Raw genomic sequence first — 25,273 nt, forward strand, 5'->3', positions numbered from 1 at the left:
CCACCGAGTACGAAGCACTACACGCGATGACCCACCCGGTCACCGCAACCCTGGAAACCAACTAATCCACTCTCCACCAAACCCGGTACTTGACACGTCTTAACCGCACACTGCAAACCGAGTGGGCCTACCGCCAGGCCTTCGCCAGCAACACCGAACGCACAGCAGCTCTTGCACCCTGGCTCGAGCACTACAACACTCAACGCCGCCACAGCGCACTCGGCGGACACCCACCCATCAACCGACTGCCACCAACCTGATGGCCAAATACACCTAGGGTCGGCATGGCTGCTCGCGACCGGTCTCGCGTCCCGGTCTGGGTCGAGCCGATGCTGTTACGGGCCCGATGATGCGCAGCGCGTGGTGGGGCACGGTGACTTCCACATCGCCGTTGAGCTCGCCGAGGTCGCGGTGCGGCACGAACGCGGCCGACGGTGGTGTGGTGGCGAGCAGGACACGGGCGAGCGGGTCCGTGCGCACGACCTCGATGACCCGGGCCCGCACCTGAAGTGCGGGGGACGAACGCCGGTCCGAACTGCCGACGAGGACCTCCTCTGGCTGGTAGAACACCGCTCCCTGTGTCTCTGCGTTGCTGCGAACGGCAAGCTGGAGCGGCAGGTCACCGACGTGAAGACCGTCGGCGGTTCCCGGCGTCGTGATCGGCGCCGTCATCCGCGTGTTCGCAGTGCCCGGTCCCCGCGTGTTTCGTCTGCTGGCCTCGGCCTTCCTTCTGCCACTGGGCCTGTCGCTTTGCATCCGCGCGCTGCGTCCGGCTCGGCACCACGCCGATACGCCGCCGTCGCCGCGCGCGACCGTCGCGCTCGCCCTGGTGGTCGGCATCGTGGGCGAGATCTACGGGATCGGCGGCGGCTCGCTCCTCAGCCCCATCCTCGTCAGCCGCGGAGTCCCCGTCGCCACCGCCGCCCCGGCCGCACTCGCCTCCACCTTCGTCACATCACTCGTCGGCGCCACCTCGTTCGCGCTGCTCGCGATGACCTCGACCGGCGACATCGCACCCGACTGGCTTGTCGGCCTCGCCTGCGGCCTCGGCGGCTTGTTCGGCGGCTACCTCGGCACCCGCTTGCAGCCCCGGCTCCCCGAAACCGGCCTCCGCCTCCTGCTCGGCATCCTCGCCCTGGGCATCGGCGCGCTCTACGTCGCGACGGCCAGCGACCCGGGTTCGATGCCCAGTTCTCGGACCGCCTCGGTGCTCATCAGGGAGACCACGCGGTCGCGGCCGCGCTGGATCTCGACCTGCGCCATGACCTTGTCGGCGACGACCGAGGTGACCAGCACGACCATGCGGTTGCGCGCCGAGCGTCCCACTGAGATCGGATCAGGCGCGGCCTCGCCCTGGCGGCGAGCGAACTCGCCGAGTTCCTCACCGGCGATCACGGCCCGCTTGGCCTTGTCTTTGGCCGCGGTGAGCGTTCCGACGTCGATGTGGCGCCGCATGGTGTCGTCGCTGACGCCGAGCAGTTTCACTGCTTCGGAGATCCGGTACTGCGGCACCGCGCCAGCGCGCAGCAATCCGCTGACGTTCAGCACGACCCTCTCTCGATCGTGCTGAACGAGTTGTCCGCTGTGGTGATGCATCGGATGACCTCCCACCGTCATCGCCGGCCCGGCGAGGCGGTCTGCGCGGTGTTCAGGGGGCTGTGAAAACGTCGTAGCCACAGGCTATGGCTGACCAGGAACACCGGCGAGAACTCCATCGCGGCGGTCCCGGCGATCATCGGATTGAGCATGGGCGACGCGACAGTGAGCGGCCGGCTCACGGTCGAAAGTGCCGCGCACTTCGCGGCACATCTGCCGGCTGCCCGGCTGGCTCGAGCACGAGTTCACCGTGCTGCCGCCGACCCTTCGAGGCGAGCGAGGATTCGGGACCGCGCGGCGCGGTTCTACCGGTGAGGACCGCACGCACGAGAGAATGCCTCGGCTGCTGCGCAGCAGCCGAGGCCGGAAACCTTCGCCTCTGGCCGGCCGCGACCGGCAGCCGATGTCGGCACCGGCGCGGTCAGCAGTCGGCACAGTCCGACACACCATGCTGCCGTTCCTCGTAACCTGCAGCGGTTGTCGGGCCTGTCGTGATGGGGATGGTCATGGTCGCGGTGATGGCACGACGGCCACTGGGCAGGCTGCGTGGTACATCAAGGCCTGGCCAGTCGATCCCAGCAGCAGACCTCGGAAACCACCACGGCCGCGGGACCCGACCACGACCAACCGTGCACTCTTGGCGTGATCAAGCAGGATGTGAGCCGGACGGTCACGCGCCACGACCTGCTCGACCGACACAACGGGATACGTCTCCTGGTACTCGGCCAGCCACTGGCTCAGCAGCCTTGAGTCGTGGAACTCGATCGGCTGCCGATCCGCCGCAGATCTCCGGACGGCCGCGATGGGCACGTCGTTCACAGCATGCACGGCCACCAGGGGCGCGTTCCGGGTAGCCGCGGCCTGGAAGGCAAAGGAAATCGCCATCTGACTGCTCGGTGCTCCGTCGACACCCACCACCACCGGACCGTCCTGGCGTGGTTCGGTCTGAGCATCAGCTCCTCGTACGACCACAATCGGGCAGTGCCCGTGGGTGGCTACCGCCACGGCGGTCGATCCGACCACCAGACCGGTGAACCCGCCCAGCCCTCGTGAGCCGAGCACCATCAGCTCTGCCGAGGCTGACAGCCCGATCAGCTGATCGGCCGCCGAGCCGCCGGTCAGGTCGGTGCGCACGGCCACGTCGGGTGCTGACTCCCGGGCTGCTCCAGCGGCTTCGGCAAGCCACTGGTGCCCCTGCTCCACCAGCGCAGCCTGGTATCGGCGCAGCGCCACCGCGTGCGGCACGGCGACAGGCACCAGTGCGCACACGTGCACGATCACCAGCATCAGACGACGGCACTCGGCCTCACGTGCGGCCCAACGCACCGCATGTCGGGCCGAGGACGATCCATCCACACCGACCACAACCGACCGACTGCTTTCGTTCACGACCAGCGCCTTCCTGATCATCCTCCCGGTCGTCAAGAACACCACCGCTACGGGAGACGGACGTGCCATCGCGGACTTCTGTGACTGTCACCGGACTTCCCCGAGCATGTTTGCCTGCGTCGGCTCCGAGTAGGGGCCGACGCCCATACACGGCGGGTCTTTCGGCTCCGGGTCCTTGCCGCGCCGATCGGCGTTGGTCCGGTGTACTCACGCAACCCGGCGGTGGTTACACCAGCGGGAACGGCACGCAGGTCAGGGGGCGACGGACCTGACGTACGGCACGTGTCAGCAATCCAGCACTCTTCGCGGTGGGCAAGGCGATCAGGTTGGTGTGCGGTCAGCGGAGAGACCGACGGCGACGCCGGCGAGGTCATCGCGCACCTCCCTGCGCACGACATCCTCAGCCCGCCCGTCAGCGCGGGCCGCGCGCAACGATCTCCGCGCGGCGCGGCCGCGACTGTCCGGCAGACGCGACAGCCGCGCCGGCCGCGCCATCCACGCCGTCAACGGCGCGGGGGCACGATGAGAACACCGTCGTCGGAGAGACCGTCGCGATCACCGGTCACGCCTCGTTGCTAGCTGCGGACGTGGGCGGTGGCCATCATGCCGACATCTTCGTGATCGAGGATGTGGCAGTGGTAGACGCTGCGGCCCGGGTAGTCAGCGAAGGCGATGCGCAGGCGGACCCAGCCACGGGCGGGAACGAGGACGACGTCTTGCTGTCTCCTGATCGGAGCCGTGCCGGTGCTGTCGCCCACGACGTGCATGGGCCAGACGTGCAGGTGAAACGGGTGCACCATGGGGCTGGTATTGATCACCGTCCAGTCTTCGGTGGTGCCGAGCCGGATGGTTTGATCATCGCGGGTCGGATCGTATGTGCGTCCGTCGATGGTGAAGCTCATCATCTCGCCCGCGCCCATTCCACCCATAGCCGTGCCGAGGGTGACTTGACGCTGCCGCACGATCGGGCCTGCCGGCGCGGGTGGAGCCGGCAGTGCGACGGGCAATGCCGGTGCCGCCGCCGCGGGCCCAGTCACGTCCAGGGTGCCCAGAACGACCCGGCTGCTGGTGACCGAGCCCCCACCCATCACGCTGCCGCGGTCGTAGGCGTCGCTGATCAGCGCGTAGCGGCCGGGCGCAGCGGGCCGGACGAGGAGGTCCGCGCGGTTGCCGGGTGCCAGCACGACGGGCTCCTGCACCGTGGGGGCGGGCAGGAACCGGCCGTCGAAGGCCACTTCGGTGAGTTGGTGGCCCTGCAGCCGCAGCGCCAGTACACGGGATGTGCAGGCGTTGATGACTCGCCACCGCTGCGCGGCACCGGGCGCGGCCGCGACGACGGGTTGGTGCTGGCCGTTGACCAGCACCACCGTGCCCTCGCGGCCCGTCATCCTGCTCATGGCAGTCACCGACGCCACCCGGCCCGCGGCATTCAACGTGGTGTCGGTGATCAGCAGAATCCGCTCCTGTGCGGCGAGCGCGGGGCCGCCGTCGACGAGCAGTGCCCCGGCGAGACCGGCGAAGATCTGATCAGCCACGGTGCCGTGGTGGTGCGGGTGGTACCAGAACGTCCCGGCCGGATGATCGTCCGGAACGCGAACCTCGTAGTCGAAGCTGGTCCCCGTTTCGATTCTCAGGAACGGGTTGTCGCTGTTGCCCTGCGGGGAGACATGCAGGCCGTGGGTGTGCAGGTTGGTCGCTTGACCCAGCTGATTGACCAGCCGGATGCGCAGCAGATCCCCCGGCCGCACCCGCAGCGTCGGGCCAGGTGACGTGCCGTTGAACCCCCATGCCGCGGTGTCGCGGCCAGCGAGGCGCACTCCCGGTGCTGCCGTCAGCTCCACCGGCAGCACGCCGGCCCGGCTGCTCAACTCCAGCGGTTCGGCCAGAGACTGCCCGCTCGCACCGGCTGACCGGCCCGCCTTCCCGTCGACTGCACCCAGCCCCGTCGCCCACCCCGTGGCGCCGGCCGCGACGCTTGCGACCCCCACCCCGAGCAGACCGAAGGCGCGACGACGGCTGATCGGCTCGCTGCTCACCGGAGCTCGGCTTTCCGACGCAGGTACTCCTCCTCGTCGATCTCCCCCCGGGCGTACCGCTCGTCGAGAATTCGGCGCGCCGAGGACCTGACGCCTCCGTCAGGCTCTCCCTCTCGGGAGCCGCGGACCCTGCCCCGCGCCAGCAGGACCGCCAGGTAACCCAAAATCACCAGACCGACCACGATCAACGCGGGCCAGACCCACCACCAGCCCATCACCCAGCCATCGCCATCCCTCATCTGTGGCCCCTCTTGATTGATCAGGGCGCACGCCTGCGAGTGGCCCTCCGGACCGTCTCTCCGCTCAGTGTCCATCCCCGCGTCCCGGCACTGCACCCCATGTGATTCACCGTCGGCCTCCGGCGCGGTGAGTCCTGGCAACGTGGTCACGGCTTCGTCAGGTCACCCCACCGCCGATGGTCAGGCGGGCGGCGCCCCGCGCCGGGGCGGGGCGGGGCGGAAGGCGACCAGGAGCGACGTCGGGGATCGCCGAGCTGAGCGGCGGCCCGACCCGCTGGACCAAGGCCGGGGATCGCCACGATGGAGCCGCCCGCGCCGAGCACGTCCCGGCCAGTGCCGACGACCAGGCCGAACACCGCCGCCGGCAGGATCGTCAGGGAATCCGCATCAGCCGGCGGTCACAGGCAGCCCGGCCGACGCCGCCCGGTCGAACTCGTCGTCCACCGCGACGACCTGGTTCCCCGCCGCGGCGAGCACCGAGGCCGCGATCGATGCGCGGTATCCCGCCTGGCAGTGCACCCACACTTCTCCGACCGGCACCTCGCCGAGCCGATCGAGCAGTTCGTGCAAGGGGATGTGCAGTGCGCCGTCGATGTGGTTCTGCGCCCATTCCAGGTTGCGCCGTACATCGAGGATCGTCACCGGCCGGTGGTGGCGGACCATGGCCAGCTCACTGAAGTCCGCTCGCGGGAATGACCCGAGGCGCGCGGCACCTGACCACGCTTCGGGGGTTCCGGTGGCCGCGGCTTCGACGCGATCGATGCCGATCCGGACCAGTTCGCGTTGCGCGTCGGCGACCTGCGCGGCGGTGTCGCCGAGCAGGGAGAGCGGGGTGCCCCAGGGGATGAGCCAGCCCAGGTAGGTGGCGAAACTGCCGTCCGCGCCGAAGTTCAGGGTGCCGGCCACGTGCCGAGCGGCGAACGCGGTCCGCGAGCGCAGGTCCACCACCCACTCGCCGGCCTCGATGCGCGAGCGCAGCTCGGCCGGATCGGCGGTCTTCGGTTCGGCGAGGTCCGGGGCGTCCGGACCGACCCTGTTCGCCGGACCCATGTGGGCGTAGTAGGCCGGGTAGGCGTCCAGGCCGGCGAGCAGTGCGTCGACATAGTCGTGCTCCTGCTGGGTCAGCACCGGGTTGACCTGCTTCTCCCGGCCGATCGTCGACTGGCCGGCGTCGGACGGGGTGGCAGAGCAGAAGCTGCCGAAGCCATGGGTGGGATAGACCTCTGCGTCGTCCGGCAGCACGGCGGCCAGCCGGTGGGCGGACGCGTACTGACGCTTCACCAGCTCACCGGTGTGGGCCCGGCCGAGCAGGTCGGGCCGGCCGGTGGAGCCGTACAGCAGCGAACCGCCGGTGAACACCGCGGGAACGCGTCCGAGCACCTCGAGGACGTAGGACAGGTGGGTGAACGTGTGTCCCGGTGTCGCCAACGCGCGCACGTGCATGTGGGGCCCGACGTCGATCACGTTCCCGTCCTCGATAGGGGCGCGCGCGAAGGACACCGGATCCGCGGCGTTGACGTGGTAGGTCGCGCCAGTCACGCGAGCCAGCGCGAGACCGCCGGTCACGTAGTCATTGTGGATGTGGGTCTCGAACACGTCGGTGATCCGCAACCCTCGCACGTGGGCCAGGTCCAGCACCCGGTCGATGTCGCGCTGCGGATCGACCACAAAGGCTGTCTCGCCGTCCTCTACGAGGTAGCTGCGGTCGCCGAGGCTCGGTGTGTCGATGGCGATGATCTCGATCATGAGGCCTCTCCTCATTCGCCGCCGGCCCTCCGGGGCACCCCGGAAGTATTACGGAACACCTGACTCTTCTCCGCTCGGAAAGCAGCGTGGCAGCGTTCAGGCGGCACACACAGAGGACTTGGTCACAGGGATGCACAACCGCAGTCACCCCGAGACTGCGTCGGCATCCCTGAGCTTCGTACCCTCGTGGGGTATATGGAAGCTCGGCATACGGCCCATGACTCGTGGAGGAACACCCGATGTGGCGAAGGCGCTCCGCACCGGGACGCAGAAGATCGGATCCGCCGTATTCACCGCGTGGTGCGCCGAAGTCCGTCTCGATCGTTAAAGGACAGTGCCGCGCACGACGTTCCCCGGCCTGAGCGACGAGGCGGATGGCCGCATCGTCGGACACGGCGAAAGTCCTTCGTGCCGGGGAACTCCTGCCCTGCACTGGCGAGGCCCGCCGGTGACAGGGTCGGGGTGACCATCGGACGAGACGACTAGGCAGGCTCACCATGGAACGTGGACTTCCGGACGATTTCACCGTCAAGACCGCGGTGGCGATGGCCGTCCGCGCGCCGTCGGTGCACAATTCGCAGCCCTGGCGCTGGGCCGTCGGCTCACAGTCCCTGCACTTGTACGCGGATCCGTCGCGGCAGCTCACGGAGACCGATCCGGACGGGCGTGACCTGCTCATCAGCTGTGGCGCCGCGCTGCACCACGCGCGTGTCGGGTTCGCCGCGCTGGGTTGGCGGGCCGAGGTGCGCCGGCTGCCCAACCCGGACGAGCCGGACCACTTGGCGGCAATCGAGCTGCATCGGCACGAGCCGTCGATGGATGAAGTCGCGCTCGCCGCCGCGATCCCCCGCCGCCGGACCGACCGCCGCCGGCACAGTTCGTGGGAGGTGCCGCGCGGGCACCTCGAAGCGCTGGCCGTCGCCGCGGGAGACGAGGGCGTGGTCCTGCGCATCGCGAAAGACGCTGAGCGGTACTACCTGGCCGTCGCGATCCAAGACGCGTCCAAAGAACATCTCGCCGACCCGGCCTACCGCGCCGAGCTGGCCGCGTGGAGCGGCCGCCACGCAGCACCCGACGGGGTCCCGTCGCGCAACACCCCGCTGCCCGACAGGACACCGGGCGCGATTCCGTCGCGGCGGTTCGCAGACCCCGAGCTCGCCGAGGCAGTGGGCGCCGCGGGCGAGGACGACGAGACCGTGCTGCTCGTCCTGAGCACCGCGTCCGACGATCGCCTCTCGAGGTTGCGCGCCGGCGAGGCGACGAGCGCGGTGCTGCTTACGGCGACGAGCCTGGGCCTCGCCAGTTGCCCCCTCACCGAACCGCTGGAGATCGCGGACGTCCGCCGCACCGTCGAGGAGAAGGTCTCCGGCGGCACGGTTCCGCAGATGGTGCTGCGTATCGGCTGGGCACCGGTCAACGCCGACCCGCTGCCCGCCACCCCGCGCCGTGACCTCGACGACGTGCTGACGCCGCTCGACACCGCGGACCCACCGGGCGGCGGCGAACCGTGGCGCTGAACCGGGCGGAAATGGAGGTCGCCATGCCGTACTGGCGGCACTACGACGCGGGGATGGGCTGGCTCGGGCCCGTGCTCGCGGTCGTCGTCCTGGTCGTTGTCCTGGCCGCCGCCGGACTGATCGCGGCGCTCCTCGTCCGACGCGGCACCCGGTCGCCCCAGGAGCACGACAGTGCCCTGGACATCCTGCGTGAGCGTTTCGCTCGCGGCGAGATCGACCAAGAGGAGTACGAGCGCCGCCGTGAGGCGCTCAAGCGCTGAGCCGCGGATCCGGCCAGGGACGCGGCCACCATCCATTCCGGACAGTGGCCGCTTTCTCGACGGGTCAAAGATTGCGCGCCGAACGCCCGCCGAACAGGCCGCTCGCGATCGGACCGTCCTGGCGGACACCCCGGTCGTCCAGATCGGCCTTGAGGTGTTCGCGCACCTCGACCACGCCGTCCACCCGGCGGACGAGAGCCGCGATCAGCGGGATCATGCTGTAGCGCTCGACGACGCCACTGATCGAGACGATCCCGTCGTGCACAGTGACGTTCAGCGTCCGTGGATCGACGCACATCTCCCTCTCCAGCACCTCACCGCCGACTTCGTGGCAGATGTCCACGTCCGGCCTCAGGAAAACACGCAGCAGGTCGGCCCTCGCCACGATGCCGACCAGTGCACCGTCGCCGTCGACCACAGGGAGCCGGTGGACGTGGTGGGTCTCCATCAGCTGCACGGCATGGACGACGTCATCGTCCGGGCCGACGGTGACCGCCGGCGTGCTCATCAGGTCCGCAGCGAACACCGCCTCGGCCTTGCGTCGGCCGCGGCGCGCGCCGGGCCCGAGTCCGCGGTGCGGCAGCTTTCGCGTGAGCAGGTCGGCCTGCGTCACGACGCCGAGGACCCGGCCGTGCTCGTCGACGATCGGTGCGCCACCGATTCCGCGGGCTTCGAGGAGAGCCACGACGGCCTTGAACGGCGTTCCGGGCGCGAGCTGGTCCACGGGGGTCGTCATCACCGCGCGGACGGGGTGCTTCGTGGTCATCCTTGGCTCCTCACAGCAGCGGGCCGGGGTAGTAGTTCCCGGCGGTCTCCGCTTCGAGGGCCGCTTCGGGCTTTTCGACAGTGCCCGCCGGCAGGATCACGACGGGACAGTGGGCCTCGCGCAGGCAATACGCCGACACCGAGCCGACGAGCAACCGCAGCAGCCTGCCGTGACCGTGGCTACCGACGACCAGCATCGCCGCGTCCTCGGCAAGCCGGACGAGAACGGGCCCGGCAGCACCGTCGATCGCCTCGACGCGGACCTGCGTCTCGCCGACCTCCGCCAGCGCGTCGGCGACTTCGGACTCCAGTTCGCGGCGCTGCAGCGCGGCCAGCTCGACCGGCGACCGCACGGCGGCCGACGCGAAATCGGCGAAGGGGTCGAACGTCCAGGCCCGCACCGCGACCACCGTCCGGCCGCTCGCCCGTGCCTCGGACAGCGCCCAGCGCAGCGCGGCCAGGCTCACCTCCGAACCGTCGACGCCGACGACGACGTCGCCCTGGTTGGCTGTGTTCATCATCTTCTCCTTCGCTCACGGATGGAACTCACGAATGCGTCCGCTTCGCCTGCCCGGCCAGCCATTCGTGCTGCCATTGCGCGCCGCGGCGCCGGTTGAGGACGAACGCCACCGAGCCGTAGAGGGTCGCGAGTGCCAGACAGGCGGCAAGCCAGAGCCCGGTGGCACCTGCCGCCGCGTTGACCACGGCGGCAGCCGGCGTCAGCGGCGGGTCCACGGGCGTTCCGGAGCGGTCCACCCAAATGAGGAAAGTGTCGCCCCGGTGGGTTCCCTCGTTCGCGTCAACGCGGCCGACCCGGCGGCCGCCGTCGGCCAGCTCCCACGTCGCGTCCGTCGGTTTCGGACTGCCGACGGCCCCGCTGCGCCCGCTCGTGGTGAGCTCGGGGCCGTCGGCCAGCAACGTCGCGGTCACGGAGTAGCGGTCCGCGAGCTGCTCGGCTGACTGCGCCGCCTGGCTCTCGTACAGCCTCGATCCCGCTGCGGCTGCGAACGGCACGGCGGCCAGGGCCGTGAGAACGCACAGGGCGAGCAGGGCGGCCTGGAAGCGGTCCGAGGGCCGGGCGACCGAATCGCGGCCGGGAGCGATGGCGTGCCACCAACGCATCAGCCGGTTCGCCAACGTGTCCATGGTTCCTGCCTTCCTGCGCACCAGATCTCCTCGCCCACCAGCATCTTCCGGACCAGTGGACGGCCGAAGTGGCGTTCGGCCCCGCCTCGCGGGCCGACGGTCCTCTTCACGAGGGACACCGCTTGGAGCTGGTCCCATCGGACGGTCAGAGGGCCGGTAAGCGGGGTTCGGTGCGCTGTGTCGTCACCTCGGCGGCCGGCCGCCGCGACGTCATCCGCGTGGGGTGGCCGTACCCGATCCGCAGCAGCGCGTGCACCTGCCCCAGCCCGCGGAACAGCTCCAGGAACTCTCGCCGGGTGCCGCAGACCTCCAGCGGCTGGGACAGGAACGAGGAGGCCAGGCCCTCCGCGGTGGCAGTCAGCAGGACCCGCTGCATCGCCATACCCGCCCGGACTTCGGCGGCCGCGCCGTGGTCGCGCGTCAGCACGACCGCCAGCAACGGATCCTGCTCGAACGCCCGTGAAGGAACGGCCGGGTTCGTGTGCGAGGCGCGATGGGACACGACACCGGGGATCTCGTGCGGCGGCCCGAAAGCGACCGTCGGCACCCCGTCCGGGCTCTCCACCGGGCGCCCGGTCCAGCAGGCCGACTCCGCCCGGAACGACGGGTCCTCGGACTGCAGCGCCTCCGCACGCCGCACGAGCGCCGCGACCCTCGGGTAGCGCCCCGACACGTCCAGGAACTCGAGCTGCCCGCCCTCGGTCAGCGCCGCCGACTTCAGCCGCGCGCGGGCGACCGTCGGCACCGCGCGGTCGACGAACGGGCGGCGATTCGTGTGCCTGCGGTACACCGCCTCGGCAAGTCTGCGGTCCTGTTCCGTCGAACGCCGGGTGCCGTCAAGGCTGACCAGGGCGAGCAGGTCGGGCGACGCGGGGTCCGGCAGGATCCGCACCCGAGCTCCGAGCCCGTTGAGCCGCAGGGTGATCACGAGGTTCAGCACTGCCGCGCCACACGACACTCTCGCTTCCCGCGCCGCGGGATCCGCGACCGCGAGCACCCGGGCGCGGTCGAGCCACACCTCGACCGCGTCCCCGTCCACCACGAACCGCCACGGCTGGGTGTTGTGCGGAGACGGCGCCCGTACCGCCGCCGCGAGGGCCTGGTCGAACGCGGTGGGGAGCTGGTCGTTCATCGCGGTCTCCGTGAAGTGGCGACAAGAGGCACCGTCGAGCCTTCTCCGCGCGACCTGCTCGACGTACGGGCTGCAGTCACGAGGCTAAGGGACCTATGTCCCCCGCTGCGCAGCTCCGACGTAGCAGTGCCATCGTGGCCGCTCGGTCTCATCGCACGTGGTCGAGGAGGAGCCGCCGTTCCGCTGCGGCGATCGCCCGGCGCGCGGGATCGATTGCGTCAGGGTTGACGGAGATCGACGTGATCCCGAGCCGCACCAGGTGCTCGGTGAACGCCGGGTTGGTCGAAGGCGCCTGCCCGCACAGCGAGGAGGTGATTCCGCGGGCGTTGGCGGTGCCGACGATCTTGGTGATCGCGTCCAGCACCGCGGGATCCGCCTCGTCGAACAGCTCCGCGCACACGGCGGAGTCGCGGTCGACGCCGAGCACGAGCTGGGTCAGGTCGTTGCTGCCGATCGACACCCCGTCGATCCCCAGGCGCGCGTACTCCGGCAGCCAGTAGACGACCGACGGAACCTCGGCCATGATCCACCGCTTCAGCCCGCGCTGCCTGCCGAGCGGGCTCGCGTCGACTGCTTCCAGACACGCCTCCAGCTCCCATCTGGTGCGCACGAACGGGATCATCAGGTGCAGGTTCGGCGTCTGCTCGCGCACCCGGGCGAGCGTGCGCAGCTCAAGGGCGAACAGATCGTGCTCCCGCACATAGCGGTAGCAGCCGCGGTAGCCGATCATCGGGTTGCTCTCGACGGGTTCGAACGCCTCACCGCCCGCGAGCCCGCGGAACTCGTTGGTGCGCAGATCCGTGGCCCGGTAGACGACCGGCCGCCTGCCGAACGCGGTCGTGATCTCGAGCAGTGACTTCGCCATCGAGTCCACGAAGGACTCTTCCTCGCCCCGGGCGAGCAGGTCACGTGGATGCCGTCCGCCGAGCGCCTCGGTGAGGAGGAACTCAGCCCGGAGCAGCCCGACCCCGTCGACGGGCTGTGCCGCGACCTCTTCGACATGGTCGGGCATCGCGAGGTTGACGTACAACCGCGTTCCGATCGTCTCGGCGTCGGTCGGCGTGGCGACCGGTCCGACGTGCGCGGTCTCGTGGACGGGGGCACCGGCGCGGACCTCGCCGTTCGTCCCGTCCACCGTGACCAGCGTGCGGTCGGCGAGCACCCGGGTCGCGTCACCGGTGCCCACCACGCACGGCACGCCCAGCTCACGCGCGACGACCGCGGCGTGGCACGTCATGCCACCGCCGTCGGTCACGAGCGCGCCGGCCCGGCGGATGGCCGGCACCCAGTCGGGGTTGGTCATCGGTGCCACGAGAATCTCACCGTCGCGCAGGCGCTTCGCCTCCGCGGGGTCGTGCAGTACGCGGACTGCGCCGCTGCCGTCGCCGGGCGAGGCCGCGAGCCCCGTGACGAGGACGCCGGTCCTCGCTTCGGCCGCGGGCAGCGTCGTGATCGGGCGCGACTGAACGAGCCAGATCGTGCGATCGGCGACCGCGAACTCGATGTCCTGCGGCACGCCGTAGTGGTCTTCCACCCGCGCGGCGAGACGCGTCAGTTCCAGCACGGTGGCATCGTCGAGGGCGCGAAGCTTGCCTGCCGTGGGTGTGAGAGGGACCTTCACGTCTCCGCCACCCACCTTCGGGATGATCTTGTGCGTCTGGGTGCCCACCCGGGCGCTGAGCACCCGCAGGTCGTCCTTCGCCACCACGTAGGTGTCCGGTTCGACGGCGCCGCTCACGATCGCCTCACCTTGGCCGAACACCGCTTCGATCACCAGCCGACCCCGGTCACCCGTGCGGGGATCGGCCGTGAACACCACACCGGAACGCTCGGCGCGGACCATCCGCTGGACCACGACGGCGATGGCCGGCTCGCCGGTGAACCCACGGCCGGCGCGATAACTCACCACCCGCGGGGAAAACAGGGAGGCCCAGCAGTCGACCACCCGTTCGGTCAGCGCTTTGCCGCCCCAGACATTGGTGTAGCTGGCGTTCATGCCGGCGAACGAAGCTTCCGCGCCGTCCTCGCCCGTCGCCGACGAGCGCACGGCGACGGCGGGAGTATCGCCCAGCGCCTCGTAGGCGGCGGTCATATCGGCGGCCAGCTCCTCCGTGAGCCCGGCCGAACGCACGAGCGCGCCCAGCTGCTCACACGCATCGGCGAGCTGCTGCGGGTCGTCCACCTTGGCCAGTGCCTTCGCGTGCAGGTCGGCGACCTGGCCCTGCACGCCGGCGGCGTCCAGCGCCGCCCAGTACCCCTCGCGCGAGACCACGAAGCCACCGGGCACCGGGAATCCGGCTGCGATCAGTTCACCGAGGTTGGCGCCCTTGCCGCCCACGGTCTCGGCGTCGGCGAGCCGGACGTCGGCGAGGTCTCGTACGTGCGTCATGACAGTCCTCCGGAAGGGGCGTCAGGAAAGAGTTCATCGAGCGGAAGGCGGGGCGCCGGAGTCGCCGGGGGCGCAGGGTGGCCGAACCGGAAGATCGCCTGCGGAACGCCCGGCAGCTCGAGGCGTTCCGCAAGCAGCTCACGGAAGCCGAGCAGGTGCAGCGGCTGCGTGATCACCGACGCGGCCAGAGCGCGGACCGTGGCCTGCAGCCACGCACGCTCCAGCGCCACACCCGCGGCGAGGTGGTCGCGGCGAGCGTCGCCGTCGGTGCAGATCACCAGCAGGCTCTCGCTCTCGAGCCGCTTCGCCAGACGCGCGTCGTCGGGTACTGGTGTGTCACGACGGATCAGGCCGGCCGCAGGGAGGGACTCGCCGCTGAGGGCGTCCTCGGGGATGCCGTCGGCCGCGCCGAGCGCGTGCGGCACGAAGGTGCGGGCAGTCCACATGTCGAGCTCACGCTGGTACGCCGGGTCCGCGCGGAAGACGCGGGTGGCGAACCCGAGCATCGCCGCCAGCGCGTCGAGGTGTCCCGGCACCACAAGCCGGACCCCCGCTTCGGCGCCGGCCGAAGCCACGGCTGTCCGGTCGGCGTCGCTGACCGGTTCGGGGGCGAACCACTGCCGATGGCTGCGCCGGCGCGGGATGGCGTGGTAGCGCGCTGTTTCGTCAGCCCGGGCACCGCCGCCCGGTGCCGTGTGCACGGTGGCGAGCACGTCCCCGTCGGCGGGAAATGTCGTGCTGGGTTCGCGGCCGAGCACTCGTGCGGCGAGGTCGAGGTGGGCGAGCGCGGCGCCGCACGAGATGGCTCGGTCGCGGCCGTCGGGGTCGTGGCTGGGCAACGCCACGACGCGCTCGACGAGGTCGATGTCCGCCCCGCGGACCCGCAGGCTCCACGGCTGGGTGTTGTGGACCGACGGCGCCCGGCTGATCGCCCGCGCGAGCACGTCGATCTCCGAGTCGGTGAAGGCGGTCGTGGGCGCTGAGGTCATCCCGATGGCTCCATACCCGGAGACGGTCGCTCCGGCGGTTCCATGCTCACCAGCGCAGCTCCAGGCGCGATGGGGCCCAAAGTCACCGCGCCGACGCCGGACGGCCTCGCCGGCACCGATGACCTCCGGCCCTATCCGGCTCGTGCTGTCTCGGCGCACGATCACGTCGCCCCCGGAGAAAGAGGAATCTGATGGACTCCGCGAAAGTGGCCCCTAGCCGCCTGATCGTCGTCGGTGTCGACGGCTCGCACCACGGGGACGCCGCCCTGCGCTGGACGCTGAAGTACATCGCGCTGCCTGCTGACACTGTCCACGCGGTGATGGCGCGTCCTGCGCGCACCCTGCTTCCCGGGACCTCGTACGCATTCCAGCCCCACGGCCGGCAGCCTGAAGGGATGTACTCCCCGCACGCCCACATCGCCCGGATCCGCGCCGAGTTCCCAGCGGCGCCCGAAATCACCGTCACCACTCCGGAGGGCGATGCTGCCAACGTGCTCGTCGCCTCGTCCGCTGACGCCGACCTGCTCGTCGTCGGCTCCCACGGCTCGGGGCGCGCGACGGACTTTCTGATGGGCAGCGTATCGCGGGAATGTGTACGCAATGCGCGTTGCCCTGTCGTGGTCATCACGCCGGAAGCCGCCCACCGGCTGCTTCCCGAGCCGAGTTCATGACGGTCGGTTAGTGCGCCGGCAGCCCGTCGCCCGCGAAGTAATCCCAGCGTTCGCAAGGCAAGTCGTAAGTCACTCCCCGTTGTGTACGCGGGGCGGGCGAGTTCCAACGGGCAGTGTTCCCGCGAGCCAAACCTTCTGCTCCGCGGCATCGCCGCCGGGCTCATCGGCGATGATCACGCCGCACGCCGCCGGCTCCCGGGTTCTCCCGAGGCGTGCCCCCATTACTGCGAGGTCGCCGCGAGGACCGGAACGTGACGATTTTTACCGAATCGATCTCTACCGTCAGCCATTTCGAGGGCGATGAGCCCCCACGCGGACGATCGCCGGCGACACGTCGATGCCCGATGCCGTCGCTTCGACCCGAACGTCCTGAGCGGCGGCGCCGGCGAGGGCGATGCCGTCAGGGGCTGTGCCTTCGGTGACCACCGACGAGGTCGGCGCCGCGGAGGGCTCGGCGCCGAGCCCTCCGGCACCAGGTTCCCCTCCGGTTGGCCGGGCAGGACGATCGTGTGCGGCCAGGAGATCGCCGTGGCAAGAGCGTCCGGACGCGGGGCCGCGGCGCAGGTTCTGCTAGTGCGCTCGCGGTCCGACCGGAGTGCGGTGTAGCGATCGCAGTCTCGCGCCGTCGGACGTTCGGGGGTGTTCCGCGTCGTGCGGAAAAGCCGCGGCCGGTGCGAAGCCCAGCGCCCGGAGAACGACCGCGGCCGTGCACAGCGCTGCGCCGCAATGGGCGAGTGCGGCGGTGAGCCGGCGGTCTTCTCGGAGGGAACCGGTCACGGCTATCGCGAGCTCCTGCTCCCGAGTCTCTGCGACGAAGCGGCGGCCGTGCAGCCGGGAGAGCGCGTCGACGAGCACTGCGCGGGCGGAGTTTTCGCAGGTGAGGGCGCCGTAACCGCGCGGGCGTGCTGCGCTTCGACCAACCCGACGTCCCCGCGGTCACCGAACCGCGGGTTGCGCGAGGACGGCCTCGGCGCCGCGGGCGAGCTCGAGTTCTTCGCGGGTGCGTACCACGACAACGGCCGCCGCGGAGTCGGGTGTGCTGATCACCCGGTCCGCGTCCGGGCTTTCGAGAGGACCGAGGCGCAGCCCGAGGACGCTGAGGCCGGCCGCGACATCGGCCACGAGCTCCGGCTGGTATTCGGCCACTCCGCCGGTGAACACCAGGGCGTCCAGCCGGTCCAAGCTCATGGCCGCCGCGCCGATCTCCCGGCGGAGCCGGTGGCGGTACACAGCCACCGCGAGTTCGGCGTCTGCGCTCCCGGCCGCCGCCGCCGTGAGCACCACGCCCATGTCCCCGGTCGTCCCGCTCATGCCGGAAAGTCCCGAGCGGTGGTAGAGCGCGTCGGCCATCTCGTCCGGGTCCATCGGCGCGGTCTTCATCACGTGCAGGAGCAACCCCGGGTCGACAGACCCGGAGCGGGTTGCCATCGCCGGACCTTCGAGCGGCGTGTAGCCCATCGAGGTGTCCACGCTGGAACCGTCGCGGATGGCGGTGACCGACACTCCGGCGCCTACGTGCGCACACACCAGCTGCAGATCGGTTACGGGGCGCTGCAGCAGTTCTGCCGTCCTGCGCGCGGCGTACCGGCAGGAAAGACCGTGGAACCCGTAACGACGCAAGCGGTTCTGGCGGGTCCACTCGCGCGGGAGGGGGTAGTGCGCCGCGGCTTCCGGCAGCCCGTGGTGGAACGCGGTGTCGAAACACGCGACGATCGGAACACCAGGGAGCCGAGCCTGCACTTCGCGGACCACCGACAGCGACAGCGGCTGGTGTGTCGGTGCCAGCGGAACGAGCCGTTCGAGGTCGGCCACCAGATCCCCGGTGACCACAGCCGGAGCTTTTTGCGCTCCTCCGTGAACGAACCGCACCGCCACCGCGTCGGCCTCCGGCCACCGGTGGACCGCGTCCAGGACGTCCTTGGGGTCGGTCGTCGGCCAGGCCGCCCACCCCACCGCCACGTCGTCGTGGACCATCGCGGCTTTCAGGCTCGACGAGCCGGGGTTCAACGTCAGGACTCGCACGATCGTCTCCTCGGGGGGCGGGCCGGTGTCGTCTCCACTCCATCGCGGCCGCGGTCCGTCAGGACGCTGCCGGATTGCCCGAACACCGAGGACGAAGGTCACCGCCGCGATGGTCAACGCCGTGGCACATCTGCGCGGCCATGCCCACGTGCACGAACTCGGCCAGCTGCCCGTCCGGGCCGATCACACCCAGTGCTGCGTGGTGCGCCCCCACCAGCTCGCGAGCCGCCTCGACGATGCGCGTGCGCAGACTCGGCAAGGCGAGGTCGCTCGTGATCATCGTGGTCGCGCGCAGAAGGCCGCGCAGCCGGACCGAGCTGCGCTCACAGCCGTGCCTGTCTTCGCCGGGGCCGTCGTGCACCACGCGGGCCGCTGGTCTGGGACACCCAGTCTCCCAACCAGGCGACGACCCTCAAGCAGGCGAAAGACCCGCCCGGGCGCCCCGGCATCGGGGATTCCGGCAGAACCGGCCACATCCTGCGTGGCGGATCGGCGGCCCCGTGGACGTGCCGGGAGTTCGCGGTCGTGGTCACGAGGCCGGTGCCCTGCGCCCGAACCACGCGAGGCTGATGAGCACGACCAGCAGCCCAGACGGCAGCGCGATCAGCTCGGCCGCGTTTTCACGACCCCAGGCCTTGATCATCGGCCAGTCGCGGTTGTCGCCGTCGGGCACGCGCAGCGCGGTGACGAAGGCGCGCTCGGGGCAGTGCAACGCAGCCCGGTCGATCTTCCCGTCGGAGAGGCGGTGAGCGTGGGCGCCGGTGGCGGCCGGCACGTCGGTGACGTCGACCGGTCCCTCCCCAGGCCGGACGAGTTCTCCGACAGGCCGGCTGGAGAACAACCACACGGGCACGCGGCGCCACTCGTCGCGGTGTTCGCGCGCGAGGTGGCGCGCGGCCTCCAGCCAGTGTCCGATGTAGACGGCGCTGCCGAGCACCACCACGTCGTACCCGGTCACCGCGGTGACATGCGCGACGTCGAGCACGTCGACGTCCGCCCTGACATCCGCCTCGTTCAGCGCGGACGTCATCGCGAGGGCGACCTGTTCGGCGATCTCCCTGGTGGCCCCGTGCCGGGTCGCCACCGCTAGGAGGACCCTCACGTTCCCGCGCCCCTCGTGCGGAAGTCGACGTCGACGACGCCGTGGACGGGTCCGTGCGAGCGCGGCCACGACCCGTCGCTCGGCCTCGTCCGCGAGGCCCCGGTGACCGTCACCAGACCCGCGGTGACGGAGATCGTCCAGCGGTCGCGACAACCCGAATGGTCCGTGAACCCGATCACCTGGTTCTCCGAGTCCACGACCGGCGATGCCGCCACACTGCGCTCGGTGAGCAACGCGATCCCCTCGCGAACCGGGGTCGCGGGATCGACCCGCACCACCGCACTGGGCATGATCTCCCGTGCCGGCACGGCACACCTCCGCTGGACGGCCCGGTCACCGCGCCACGGCGACGGGGCAGGGCGCGTGCGCGAGCAGACGGTTGCCGGTGGAGCCGAGCAAGCCTCCCGAGACGGGCCCTCTGCCGCGCGTGCCCACGACGATCAGCTGCGCATCGGGCGCCGCGTCCAGCAACGCGTGGCCCGTCGACCGATCCCGCACGAGCAAAGCCCGCGTGGCCACTGACGGGTACTTCTCGATCCATCCCGAGAGCCGGCTTGCCAACGCGCGCTCCGCTTCGACGTCCGGTTCCTTCTGCACGAGCTCGTCGCACCACAGGACGTCACGCCGGACGCGAACAGCAAGCAGCGGCACACCACGCCCGGCCGCGGTTTCGAGGGCGAAGGCCAGCACCCGCTCGTCCTCGGTCTCAGGGCCGACGCCGACCACCACGGGGCCGGTGTTCCGCGGGGGCCCGCGGACGACGACCACTGTGCAGCGCGCGGAAGCGGCCACGCGTAGCGCGACGGAGCCGATGTCCGCGCCGCGAAGGCCGCCCAGGCCGTGCGAGCCCAGTACTACGAGCGGTACGTCCTCCGACAGCTCGATCAGCAGCTCGACCGCGAGCCCGAGGCAGACTGGCGATTCGACGCGAACCCCTGGTGCGGCCTGACGAGCGACGGCTTCGGCGCGCTGGAGCCAGCGGTGAGCGGGCTCGAGCAGGAGCGCAGATTCATCGCCGTGCGCTCTCTCGCGAGGTGCCAGGTCCGCTTCGTCGAACACCGCGGCGTGGACGACTCTGAGGACGCTCCCCCGTCGCACTGCCTCGTCCGCCGCCCATCGGACCGCCGCGAGCGAAGGCTCGGAAGCGTCGATGCCTACGACAATGGCGTTGTCGACTCCGGTCCCGGGCATCATGAACCTCCTTTCGCCGCACCGCGACGTCGCCAACGCCATTTGCAGCCAACGGTGGCTCTCCCGGCCGAATCCCCGACAGGGCACGAAGTCCCCTCCGCCGATGACGAAATCGGGCAGCGCGAGGTCACTCGATCCTGGTCTCTGCGGGAAGTACCAGCCGATCCTGGAAACCTCTCCCACCAGCCGCAGGAGGAACCATGACGGAACAGGACCAGCCGGGTGCCGACTTGCTGGGCGACCGGCTCATTCCCCACCCCCACTTCACGCTCGTGCGCCATCTCCTCGTGGACGCGCCGGTCAAGGAAACGTATACCGCAGCTCGCGACCTGGACCTCACCGACATCCACAATGGGCTGATCTCGGCCGCCGGCTGGGTCCGCGAACTGCCCGAGCGCTGGCGCGACCGCAGGCACGGCCCGCCTCGGCGCCCGACCCGGCTCACGATCGACGACCTCGACGCGGGGTCCGATTGGGCGCTGCTCGGCGAACACCCGGGCAGCGAGTTCGCTCTCGGCGTCGCGGGGAAGTTCTGGCGTCCGGTCATCACCTGGCGGCGCGTCGAACCCGCCGAGTTCGCCTCGTTCGCCGAGCCGGGTTACGGCAAGCTCGCCGTCACCTTCAGCGTCCGGCCGTATGGCGCGCACCGGAGCCTGCTGACGATCGACACCCGCGTGCAGCTGTCCGACCCGCCGAGCTGGGTGAAGTTCCGCCGGTACTGGCGCTTCGCGTACCCCGTCGCGGGCGCGATGCACACGGCGCTGCTGCGGACGATCGCCGCCGTGGCGCGGGAGCAGGCACTGGGCTCGTACCGGCGCACCGACGACGGGTGACCAGGGCGGCCTCCTGCCCCGCGGTGGGAGACCGCCCGCTGTTCAGCGGGTTCGCCTTCCCCGGTTCGCCTCGGTCGGCGTGCAACCGGCGTCGTGGTCCGGCACGCTCGTGTGGAGCCGCCGGTCCGTGCCCGAGTAGCCGGTGGGCTCCGGTCTCGGCGTCAGGGTCACCGCTGGCGAGGTGCCTCGTAGCACGGCACGCTCGGGTGAAGAAGCAGTCGTTCGAAGACCGGGCACTGTCGGAGGATCGCCGGTGGTGTTCGGGGTTGCAGGACCCGAGGACCTGTTCGACGCCGGCCCGGCTGTACCAGGCGCCGTCGGACAGCATGATCTCCCCCGCCGCCGGCATTTGCTCGGCTCAGCGCCGGAAGTACCACGCGTGCTCTGCTGGTCGGCCGGCTCCCGCAGGGCGGCGATCCGCACGACACCGGCGGTTGAGGAGCTCATGCTCGTACGCGACAGGCGGTATTCGGGAGTTCGTGCGCTTGTCCGCAATTTCCGCGCCCGCGCTTCCCGTCGGCGCCGGACCGGACCGCACGGCTTTCCGCGGTGCTGCCGCAAGCCTGCAGGATCACCGCGAGCGCAGGCCGGTCCGTGCGCACTCGCGCAAGTCCCAGACCGGGAGGACGTTCGGCTCTGCCGGACACACCCGTTCGCCGGGCAGTGTGACCGGATGGCCACCCATCCCCGACCGGCTCGCCGCCGGGCCGCAGCAGCCGGCCTCCTCCTGCTCCTGACGCTGGTCCTGAACTCCTGCGCGGCCGGCGCGAACCCCTTCGCGGAAACCGTTTCCCGGCCGGGTTTCTGGCTCGGGCTCTGGCAAGGCTTCATCTGCCCCATCACGTTCCTGATCTCCCTGTTCAACGATCACGTCGGCGTGTATGCGGTCTACAACAGCGGGCACATGTACGACTTCGGCTTCGTTCTGGGAATCATCGTGGGCGCCACGGTGTTCCGTGGCCCCGCGTACGCGCAGCGCCGCCGAGCACGGATGTCGAGGTGAGTGCGATGAGCCGGCCGGCCCGCGACCCGATGCCGATCATCGCCGGGGTCGATGGCTCCGCCGAAGCGCTTGACGCGGTCCGTTGGGCAGCTCGCGCCGCCGTCCGCCACCGGTTGCCGCTCGAACTGGCCCACGCGACCGCGTTGACCGACCTGATGGCAGCGGAGATTCCGCCACCGGAAGAAGTGACAGCAGCTCTGCGGCAGCGTGGCCGCCACCATCTCCGGGTGGCACATGAGCTGGCGAATGCCGCCGGAGCCCTCGAAGTGCGGGAACGGATCGACCACGACCGCGCCGCACCAGCGCTCCTCGACCTGGCGGGGTCGGCGTCCTGGGTGGTCGTCGGCGCTCGCCACGGACGATTCACGGGGCTTCTCGTCGGCTCCGTCTCCGCCGCACTCGCCGCCCATGCACCGTGTCCCGTCGCGATCGTCCGCGGTACCGAGTGGGACGAACCCGGTCCCGCGCGGCCGGTACTCGCCGGGATCGACGGCGGCCCCGCAGCGGCCGCGGTCGCCGAGGCCGCTTTCGCCGAAGCAGACACGCTCGGAGTGCCCCTCGTCGCCGTCCGCGCAACCTTCGACGAGCCAGCGCGCGGCGAAGACCCGGACGCAGGACCGGCGCTCGAGGACCACCTTGCCGCCCCGGCGCGCCGGCACCCCAGTGTGTCCGTGGACCGGGTCGTGGTGGCTCACCGGCCGCGGCACGAGCTCCTGGCCAAGAGCAGGCACGCCCAGCTCGTCGTGATCGGTGACCGCGGCCGAGAGGGTTTCCCCCGGCTGCTGCTCGGCTCCACCGCTCAGGCGCTCCTCAACCATGCGGCGTGCCCGGTCCTGATCGTGCGCACGGACTCGGCGCCCCGTTGACCCGCCTTCTCTGCGGAAAGCCGGCCGGTCGGCGCTCCGGATCCGGCTCGGAGAAGGCGAAGGTCCTCCGCCCCGGCGACGTTCGGCAGCATCGTGGGCGGTGCATCTCCATCGCGGCCATCACACGAACGCACGACAGTTCCGTCCCCCGAGCCGTCATCGCGTGGTTGTCCTACGGAGGCTCGCATTGCCGCTCGTGCTGCAAACACCGGGCAGCACTTTCGACGTGGTGCTCGGCCTGACCTTCACCGTGCTCGGCGTCACGACTTACGCCACCGCTCTGCGGCACGGCACGCCGACAGCGCCGAGCGCGGTCACCACAATGACCGGCGTCGTGTTCCCCGGCGCGCTGGCCGTGCTTCTGCTGGGCGATCGCGTCCGACCCGGCTGGTGGTGGCTCTCCGGCGTGGGCGTGCTGGTTGCCGGGGCCTCAGTGACCGTCCTGATCCGCCGCCAAACCGACGCGGAGAAGCGCGCGAAAAGCCCCTCGAAGCGAGGATCACCCGAACTCCTCAATTGTCCACAGTAGATCATCGGCGTCAACCGCCAACGCAGAGCGAAGGCCCCGTGTGTTCCTTCCCCTCCGGGGACAACCACGGTGCTCGCCGCGCCGATGGCGGAGCGGGTGCCGGTGCGCTCGCCTGCGGTAACGTTCGTCCTGCCGCGAGGACTTCCTTCGCGGAGCCGGTGACATAACGCCCTTGGCTCCCCGACCGCGGGCGCCGACTCTGGGGGCATGATCCCTTCCGCTGCTTCCTGGGCCGGCGTCCACGAAACCCACATCGGCGTCGTCTTCCTCGCCGGCGACCTCGTCTACAAGCTCAAGAAGCCGGTCGATCTGGGCTTCCTCGACTTCTCCGCGCGCGAGACCCGGCAGCGGATGTGCCATCGGGAGGTGGCCCTGAACCGCCGGCTGTCGCCGGACGTCTACCTCGGCGTCGCCGACGTCACCGGGCCCGATGGAAGGGTGTGCGACCACCTGGTCGTCATGCGGCGGATGCCTGAGTCGCGGAGGATGTCCACTTTGGTCCGCCAGGGTGCTGTCCTGCACGCGGAGATCCGAGGGCTCACTCGGCAGCTGGCCGCGTTCCACGCGCGCGCGGAACGCGGCCAGCAGATCAACGCCGACGAGACCCGGGATGCGGTCCGGAACCGGTGGCGGGACAGTTTCGAGCAGGTCCGTTCCTTCCACGGCGACGTGCTCGATCCCACCTCGGCCCTGGAGATCGAAGCGCTGGCCGAGGAGTTCCTCGCCGGGCGAGAGGCGCTGTTCGACCGCCGGATCGCCGAGGGGCACGTGGTCGACGGTCACGGGGACCTGCTCGCCGACGACATCTTCTGCCTCGATGACGGACCACGGGTCCTGGACTGCCTGGAGTTCGACGACCACCTCCGCCACGTGGACGTGCTGGACGACGTCGCCTTCCTCGCGATGGACCTCGAGCGGCTCGGCGCCCCCGAACTCGGCGAGCGGCTGGTGGCCGCCTACCGGGAGTTCACCGGCGATCCCGCTCCCCCGGCGCTGCTGCACCACTACCTCGCCTACCGCGCGTTCGTCCGGGTGAAAGTCGCCTGCCTGCGGCACGCACAGGGCGATCCCGAAGCCGGCGCGCCGGCGCGTGAGTACGCCGCCATCACATTGCGCCACCTCCGGCTGGGCCGGGTGCGGCTGATCCTCGTCGGCGGGGAACCCGGCACCGGAAAGTCGACGGTCGCCGGCGGACTGGCCGACCGGTTGGGTGCCGTGCTGCTCCAGTCCGACCGACTGCGCAAGGAAATCGCCGGTCTCACACCGACGCACCGAGCCGCCGAGGGTTACCGGCAAGGCCTGTACGACGACAAACACACCGACGCGACCTACGCGGAGCTCGTTCGCCGCGCCGGCGAACTGCTCGCCCTCGGCGAGACCGTCGTGCTGGACGCCTCCTGGAACGCCGCCCGGCACCGCCGGCTTGCCACCGCGGCGGCCGAGCGATCAGGCGCGGAATTGGCCGCCGTGTGCTGCAGTGCACCGGAAGAGGTTGTCGCACAACGGATAGCCGACCGGTTGAACACCCTGTCCGATGCCACGCCGGACATCGCACGCCGGATGACCGCGGCCGCCGACCCCTGGCCCGAAGCACAACCGCTGCCGACGACCGGCACCCCGGCCGAATCACTCGGCAAGGCGCTGGCACTGCTCTCGCGCGAACCCCGAAAGTCTCCTGGCACCAGGCACTCCGAGCCTTCCCTCGACACGGCCGACGGTGGGAGGTTCAGTCTCGGGAGCGAGCCCGCGCACGGAGCAGCACAGTGACCAAGAGCCGCGGACGGGACGCAACGCCCACCGCCACTCCGCGAAGGGGCCGGGACATGCCGCACGAACGGAACCACCCGAAGTG

The 25,273-nt window shown here is 70.6% G+C and carries 25 protein-coding genes and 4 pseudogenes; 10 read left to right on the top strand and 19 right to left on the bottom strand.

Annotated elements, in window-relative coordinates; all coding sequences use genetic code 11:
• Positions 1-95: 95 nt before the first annotated feature.
• Positions 96-260: pseudogene (locus tag ACWEOE_RS34570) on the top strand (integrase core domain-containing protein); the annotation flags it as partial.
• A gap of 13 nt (positions 261-273) precedes the next feature.
• On the opposite strand, the gene ACWEOE_RS34575 reads toward ACWEOE_RS34570, so the two are convergent.
• The gene (locus ACWEOE_RS34575; RefSeq protein WP_452016711.1) at positions 274-672 is read right to left on the bottom strand and encodes a hypothetical protein; all 399 of its coding nucleotides are present in this window, start codon (positions 670-672) and stop codon (positions 274-276) included.
• Positions 673-685: 13 nt separating this feature from the next.
• Between ACWEOE_RS34575 and ACWEOE_RS34580 the strand changes: the two are divergent.
• Positions 686-1,090: pseudogene (locus tag ACWEOE_RS34580) on the top strand (TSUP family transporter); the annotation flags it as partial.
• Between the two features lie 62 nt (positions 1,091-1,152).
• Here the strand turns inward: ACWEOE_RS34580 and ACWEOE_RS34585 are convergent.
• From ACWEOE_RS34585 to ACWEOE_RS34610, 6 genes are all read right to left on the bottom strand, one after another.
• Positions 1,153-1,512: a TOBE domain-containing protein gene (locus ACWEOE_RS34585; protein ID WP_452016837.1), complete on the bottom strand. Its 360-nt coding sequence runs from the start codon at positions 1,510-1,512 to the stop codon at positions 1,153-1,155.
• 101 nt (positions 1,513-1,613) lie between these two features.
• Entirely contained in the window at positions 1,614-1,778 is a 165-nt protein-coding gene (locus tag ACWEOE_RS34590; protein ID WP_452016713.1) for a hypothetical protein, read from the bottom strand.
• A 322-nt stretch (positions 1,779-2,100) separates the two neighbouring features.
• Positions 2,101-3,006, bottom strand: coding sequence for a universal stress protein (locus ACWEOE_RS34595; protein WP_452016715.1), 906 nt, complete (start codon positions 3,004-3,006; stop codon positions 2,101-2,103).
• Between the two features lie 554 nt (positions 3,007-3,560).
• Positions 3,561-5,021 (bottom strand): multicopper oxidase family protein, encoded by a 1,461-nt coding sequence (locus tag ACWEOE_RS34600; protein WP_452016717.1) that lies wholly within the window; start codon positions 5,019-5,021, stop codon positions 3,561-3,563.
• Complete coding sequence (locus ACWEOE_RS34605; protein ID WP_452016719.1) at positions 5,018-5,260, bottom strand: SHOCT domain-containing protein; 243 nt, start codon at positions 5,258-5,260, stop codon at positions 5,018-5,020. Before ACWEOE_RS34605 ends, ACWEOE_RS34600 begins: the two co-directional genes overlap by 4 nt.
• A gap of 387 nt (positions 5,261-5,647) precedes the next feature.
• On the bottom strand, positions 5,648-7,006 hold the full coding sequence (locus ACWEOE_RS34610; RefSeq protein WP_452016721.1) for an MBL fold metallo-hydrolase: 1,359 nt from the start codon (positions 7,004-7,006) through the stop codon (positions 5,648-5,650).
• A gap of 497 nt (positions 7,007-7,503) precedes the next feature.
• Between ACWEOE_RS34610 and ACWEOE_RS34615 the strand changes: the two genes are divergently transcribed.
• Positions 7,504-8,523, top strand: coding sequence for an Acg family FMN-binding oxidoreductase (locus tag ACWEOE_RS34615; RefSeq protein WP_452016723.1), 1,020 nt, complete (start codon positions 7,504-7,506; stop codon positions 8,521-8,523).
• A 23-nt stretch (positions 8,524-8,546) separates the two neighbouring features.
• Positions 8,547-8,783, top strand: a complete 237-nt coding sequence (locus ACWEOE_RS34620) for an SHOCT domain-containing protein (RefSeq protein ID WP_452016725.1) — start codon at positions 8,547-8,549, stop codon at positions 8,781-8,783.
• 64 nt (positions 8,784-8,847) lie between these two features.
• Here ACWEOE_RS34620 and ACWEOE_RS34625 read toward each other — a convergent pair whose 3' ends face one another.
• The 6 genes and pseudogenes from ACWEOE_RS34625 to ACWEOE_RS34650 form a co-directional block, all read right to left on the bottom strand.
• A complete protein-coding gene (locus ACWEOE_RS34625; protein WP_452016727.1) occupies positions 8,848-9,549 on the bottom strand; it encodes a CBS domain-containing protein in 702 nt (233 codons plus the stop codon).
• A gap of 10 nt (positions 9,550-9,559) precedes the next feature.
• A complete protein-coding gene (locus ACWEOE_RS34630; protein WP_452016729.1) occupies positions 9,560-10,066 on the bottom strand; it encodes a universal stress protein in 507 nt (168 codons plus the stop codon).
• Between the two features lie 28 nt (positions 10,067-10,094).
• Entirely contained in the window at positions 10,095-10,715 is a 621-nt protein-coding gene (locus ACWEOE_RS34635; protein ID WP_452016731.1) for an Rv1733c family protein, read from the bottom strand.
• 124 nt (positions 10,716-10,839) lie between these two features.
• Positions 10,840-11,841, bottom strand: a pseudogene (locus ACWEOE_RS34640) (Acg family FMN-binding oxidoreductase); the annotation flags it as partial.
• Positions 11,842-11,974: 133 nt separating this feature from the next.
• Positions 11,975-14,215: a phosphoenolpyruvate synthase gene (gene ppsA / locus ACWEOE_RS34645; RefSeq protein ID WP_452016733.1), complete on the bottom strand. Its 2,241-nt coding sequence runs from the start codon at positions 14,213-14,215 to the stop codon at positions 11,975-11,977.
• A complete protein-coding gene (locus ACWEOE_RS34650; protein ID WP_452016735.1) occupies positions 14,212-15,204 on the bottom strand; it encodes an Acg family FMN-binding oxidoreductase in 993 nt (330 codons plus the stop codon). The genes ppsA and ACWEOE_RS34650 overlap by 4 nt, the downstream gene beginning before the upstream one ends.
• Before the next feature lie 191 nt (positions 15,205-15,395).
• Between ACWEOE_RS34650 and ACWEOE_RS34655 the strand changes: the two genes are divergently transcribed.
• Complete coding sequence (locus tag ACWEOE_RS34655) at positions 15,396-15,875, top strand: universal stress protein (RefSeq protein WP_452016737.1); 480 nt, start codon at positions 15,396-15,398, stop codon at positions 15,873-15,875.
• Positions 15,876-16,811: 936 nt separating this feature from the next.
• Here ACWEOE_RS34655 and ACWEOE_RS34660 read toward each other — a convergent pair.
• From ACWEOE_RS34660 to ACWEOE_RS34680, 5 genes are all read right to left on the bottom strand, one after another.
• Complete coding sequence (locus tag ACWEOE_RS34660) at positions 16,812-17,897, bottom strand: acetate/propionate family kinase (protein WP_452016739.1); 1,086 nt, start codon at positions 17,895-17,897, stop codon at positions 16,812-16,814.
• Between the two features lie 58 nt (positions 17,898-17,955).
• Positions 17,956-18,261 (bottom strand): hypothetical protein, encoded by a 306-nt coding sequence (locus tag ACWEOE_RS34665; RefSeq protein ID WP_432845006.1) that lies wholly within the window; start codon positions 18,259-18,261, stop codon positions 17,956-17,958.
• Positions 18,262-18,426: 165 nt separating this feature from the next.
• Positions 18,427-18,981, bottom strand: a complete 555-nt coding sequence (locus tag ACWEOE_RS34670) for a flavodoxin domain-containing protein (RefSeq protein WP_452016741.1) — start codon at positions 18,979-18,981, stop codon at positions 18,427-18,429.
• Positions 18,982-18,995: 14 nt separating this feature from the next.
• Positions 18,996-19,307, bottom strand: a complete 312-nt coding sequence (locus ACWEOE_RS34675) for a CBS domain-containing protein (RefSeq protein WP_452016742.1) — start codon at positions 19,305-19,307, stop codon at positions 18,996-18,998.
• Positions 19,308-19,332: 25 nt separating this feature from the next.
• On the bottom strand, positions 19,333-20,190 hold the full coding sequence (locus ACWEOE_RS34680) for a universal stress protein (protein ID WP_452016744.1): 858 nt from the start codon (positions 20,188-20,190) through the stop codon (positions 19,333-19,335).
• A 200-nt stretch (positions 20,191-20,390) separates the two neighbouring features.
• Here ACWEOE_RS34680 and ACWEOE_RS34685 point away from each other — a divergent pair, with 200 nt between their 5' ends.
• Positions 20,391-21,023 carry a hypothetical protein gene (locus ACWEOE_RS34685; protein ID WP_452016746.1) on the top strand — a complete coding sequence of 211 codons (633 nt, stop codon included), beginning with the start codon at positions 20,391-20,393 and terminating at the stop codon, positions 21,021-21,023.
• Between the two features lie 289 nt (positions 21,024-21,312).
• On the opposite strand, the pseudogene ACWEOE_RS34690 reads toward ACWEOE_RS34685, so the two are convergent.
• Positions 21,313-21,372 (bottom strand): annotated as a pseudogene (locus ACWEOE_RS34690) (hypothetical protein); the annotation flags it as partial.
• A gap of 324 nt (positions 21,373-21,696) precedes the next feature.
• On the opposite strand from ACWEOE_RS34690, the gene ACWEOE_RS34695 reads away from it, so the two are divergent.
• The 4 genes from ACWEOE_RS34695 (at position 21,697) to ACWEOE_RS34710 (ending at position 25,188) form a co-directional block, all read left to right on the top strand.
• Positions 21,697-22,026, top strand: a complete 330-nt coding sequence (locus ACWEOE_RS34695; RefSeq protein ID WP_452016748.1) for a hypothetical protein — start codon at positions 21,697-21,699, stop codon at positions 22,024-22,026.
• A 5-nt stretch (positions 22,027-22,031) separates the two neighbouring features.
• Entirely contained in the window at positions 22,032-22,892 is an 861-nt protein-coding gene (locus ACWEOE_RS34700) for a universal stress protein (RefSeq protein ID WP_452016750.1), read from the top strand.
• Between the two features lie 187 nt (positions 22,893-23,079).
• Positions 23,080-23,421, top strand: coding sequence for a hypothetical protein (locus tag ACWEOE_RS34705; protein WP_452016752.1), 342 nt, complete (start codon positions 23,080-23,082; stop codon positions 23,419-23,421).
• Positions 23,422-23,628: 207 nt separating this feature from the next.
• Entirely contained in the window at positions 23,629-25,188 is a 1,560-nt protein-coding gene (locus ACWEOE_RS34710; RefSeq protein WP_452016754.1) for a bifunctional aminoglycoside phosphotransferase/ATP-binding protein, read from the top strand.
• The last annotated feature ends 85 nt before the right edge of the window (positions 25,189-25,273 follow it).

The sequence above is a fragment of the Amycolatopsis sp. NPDC004368 genome, assembly GCF_053602515.1.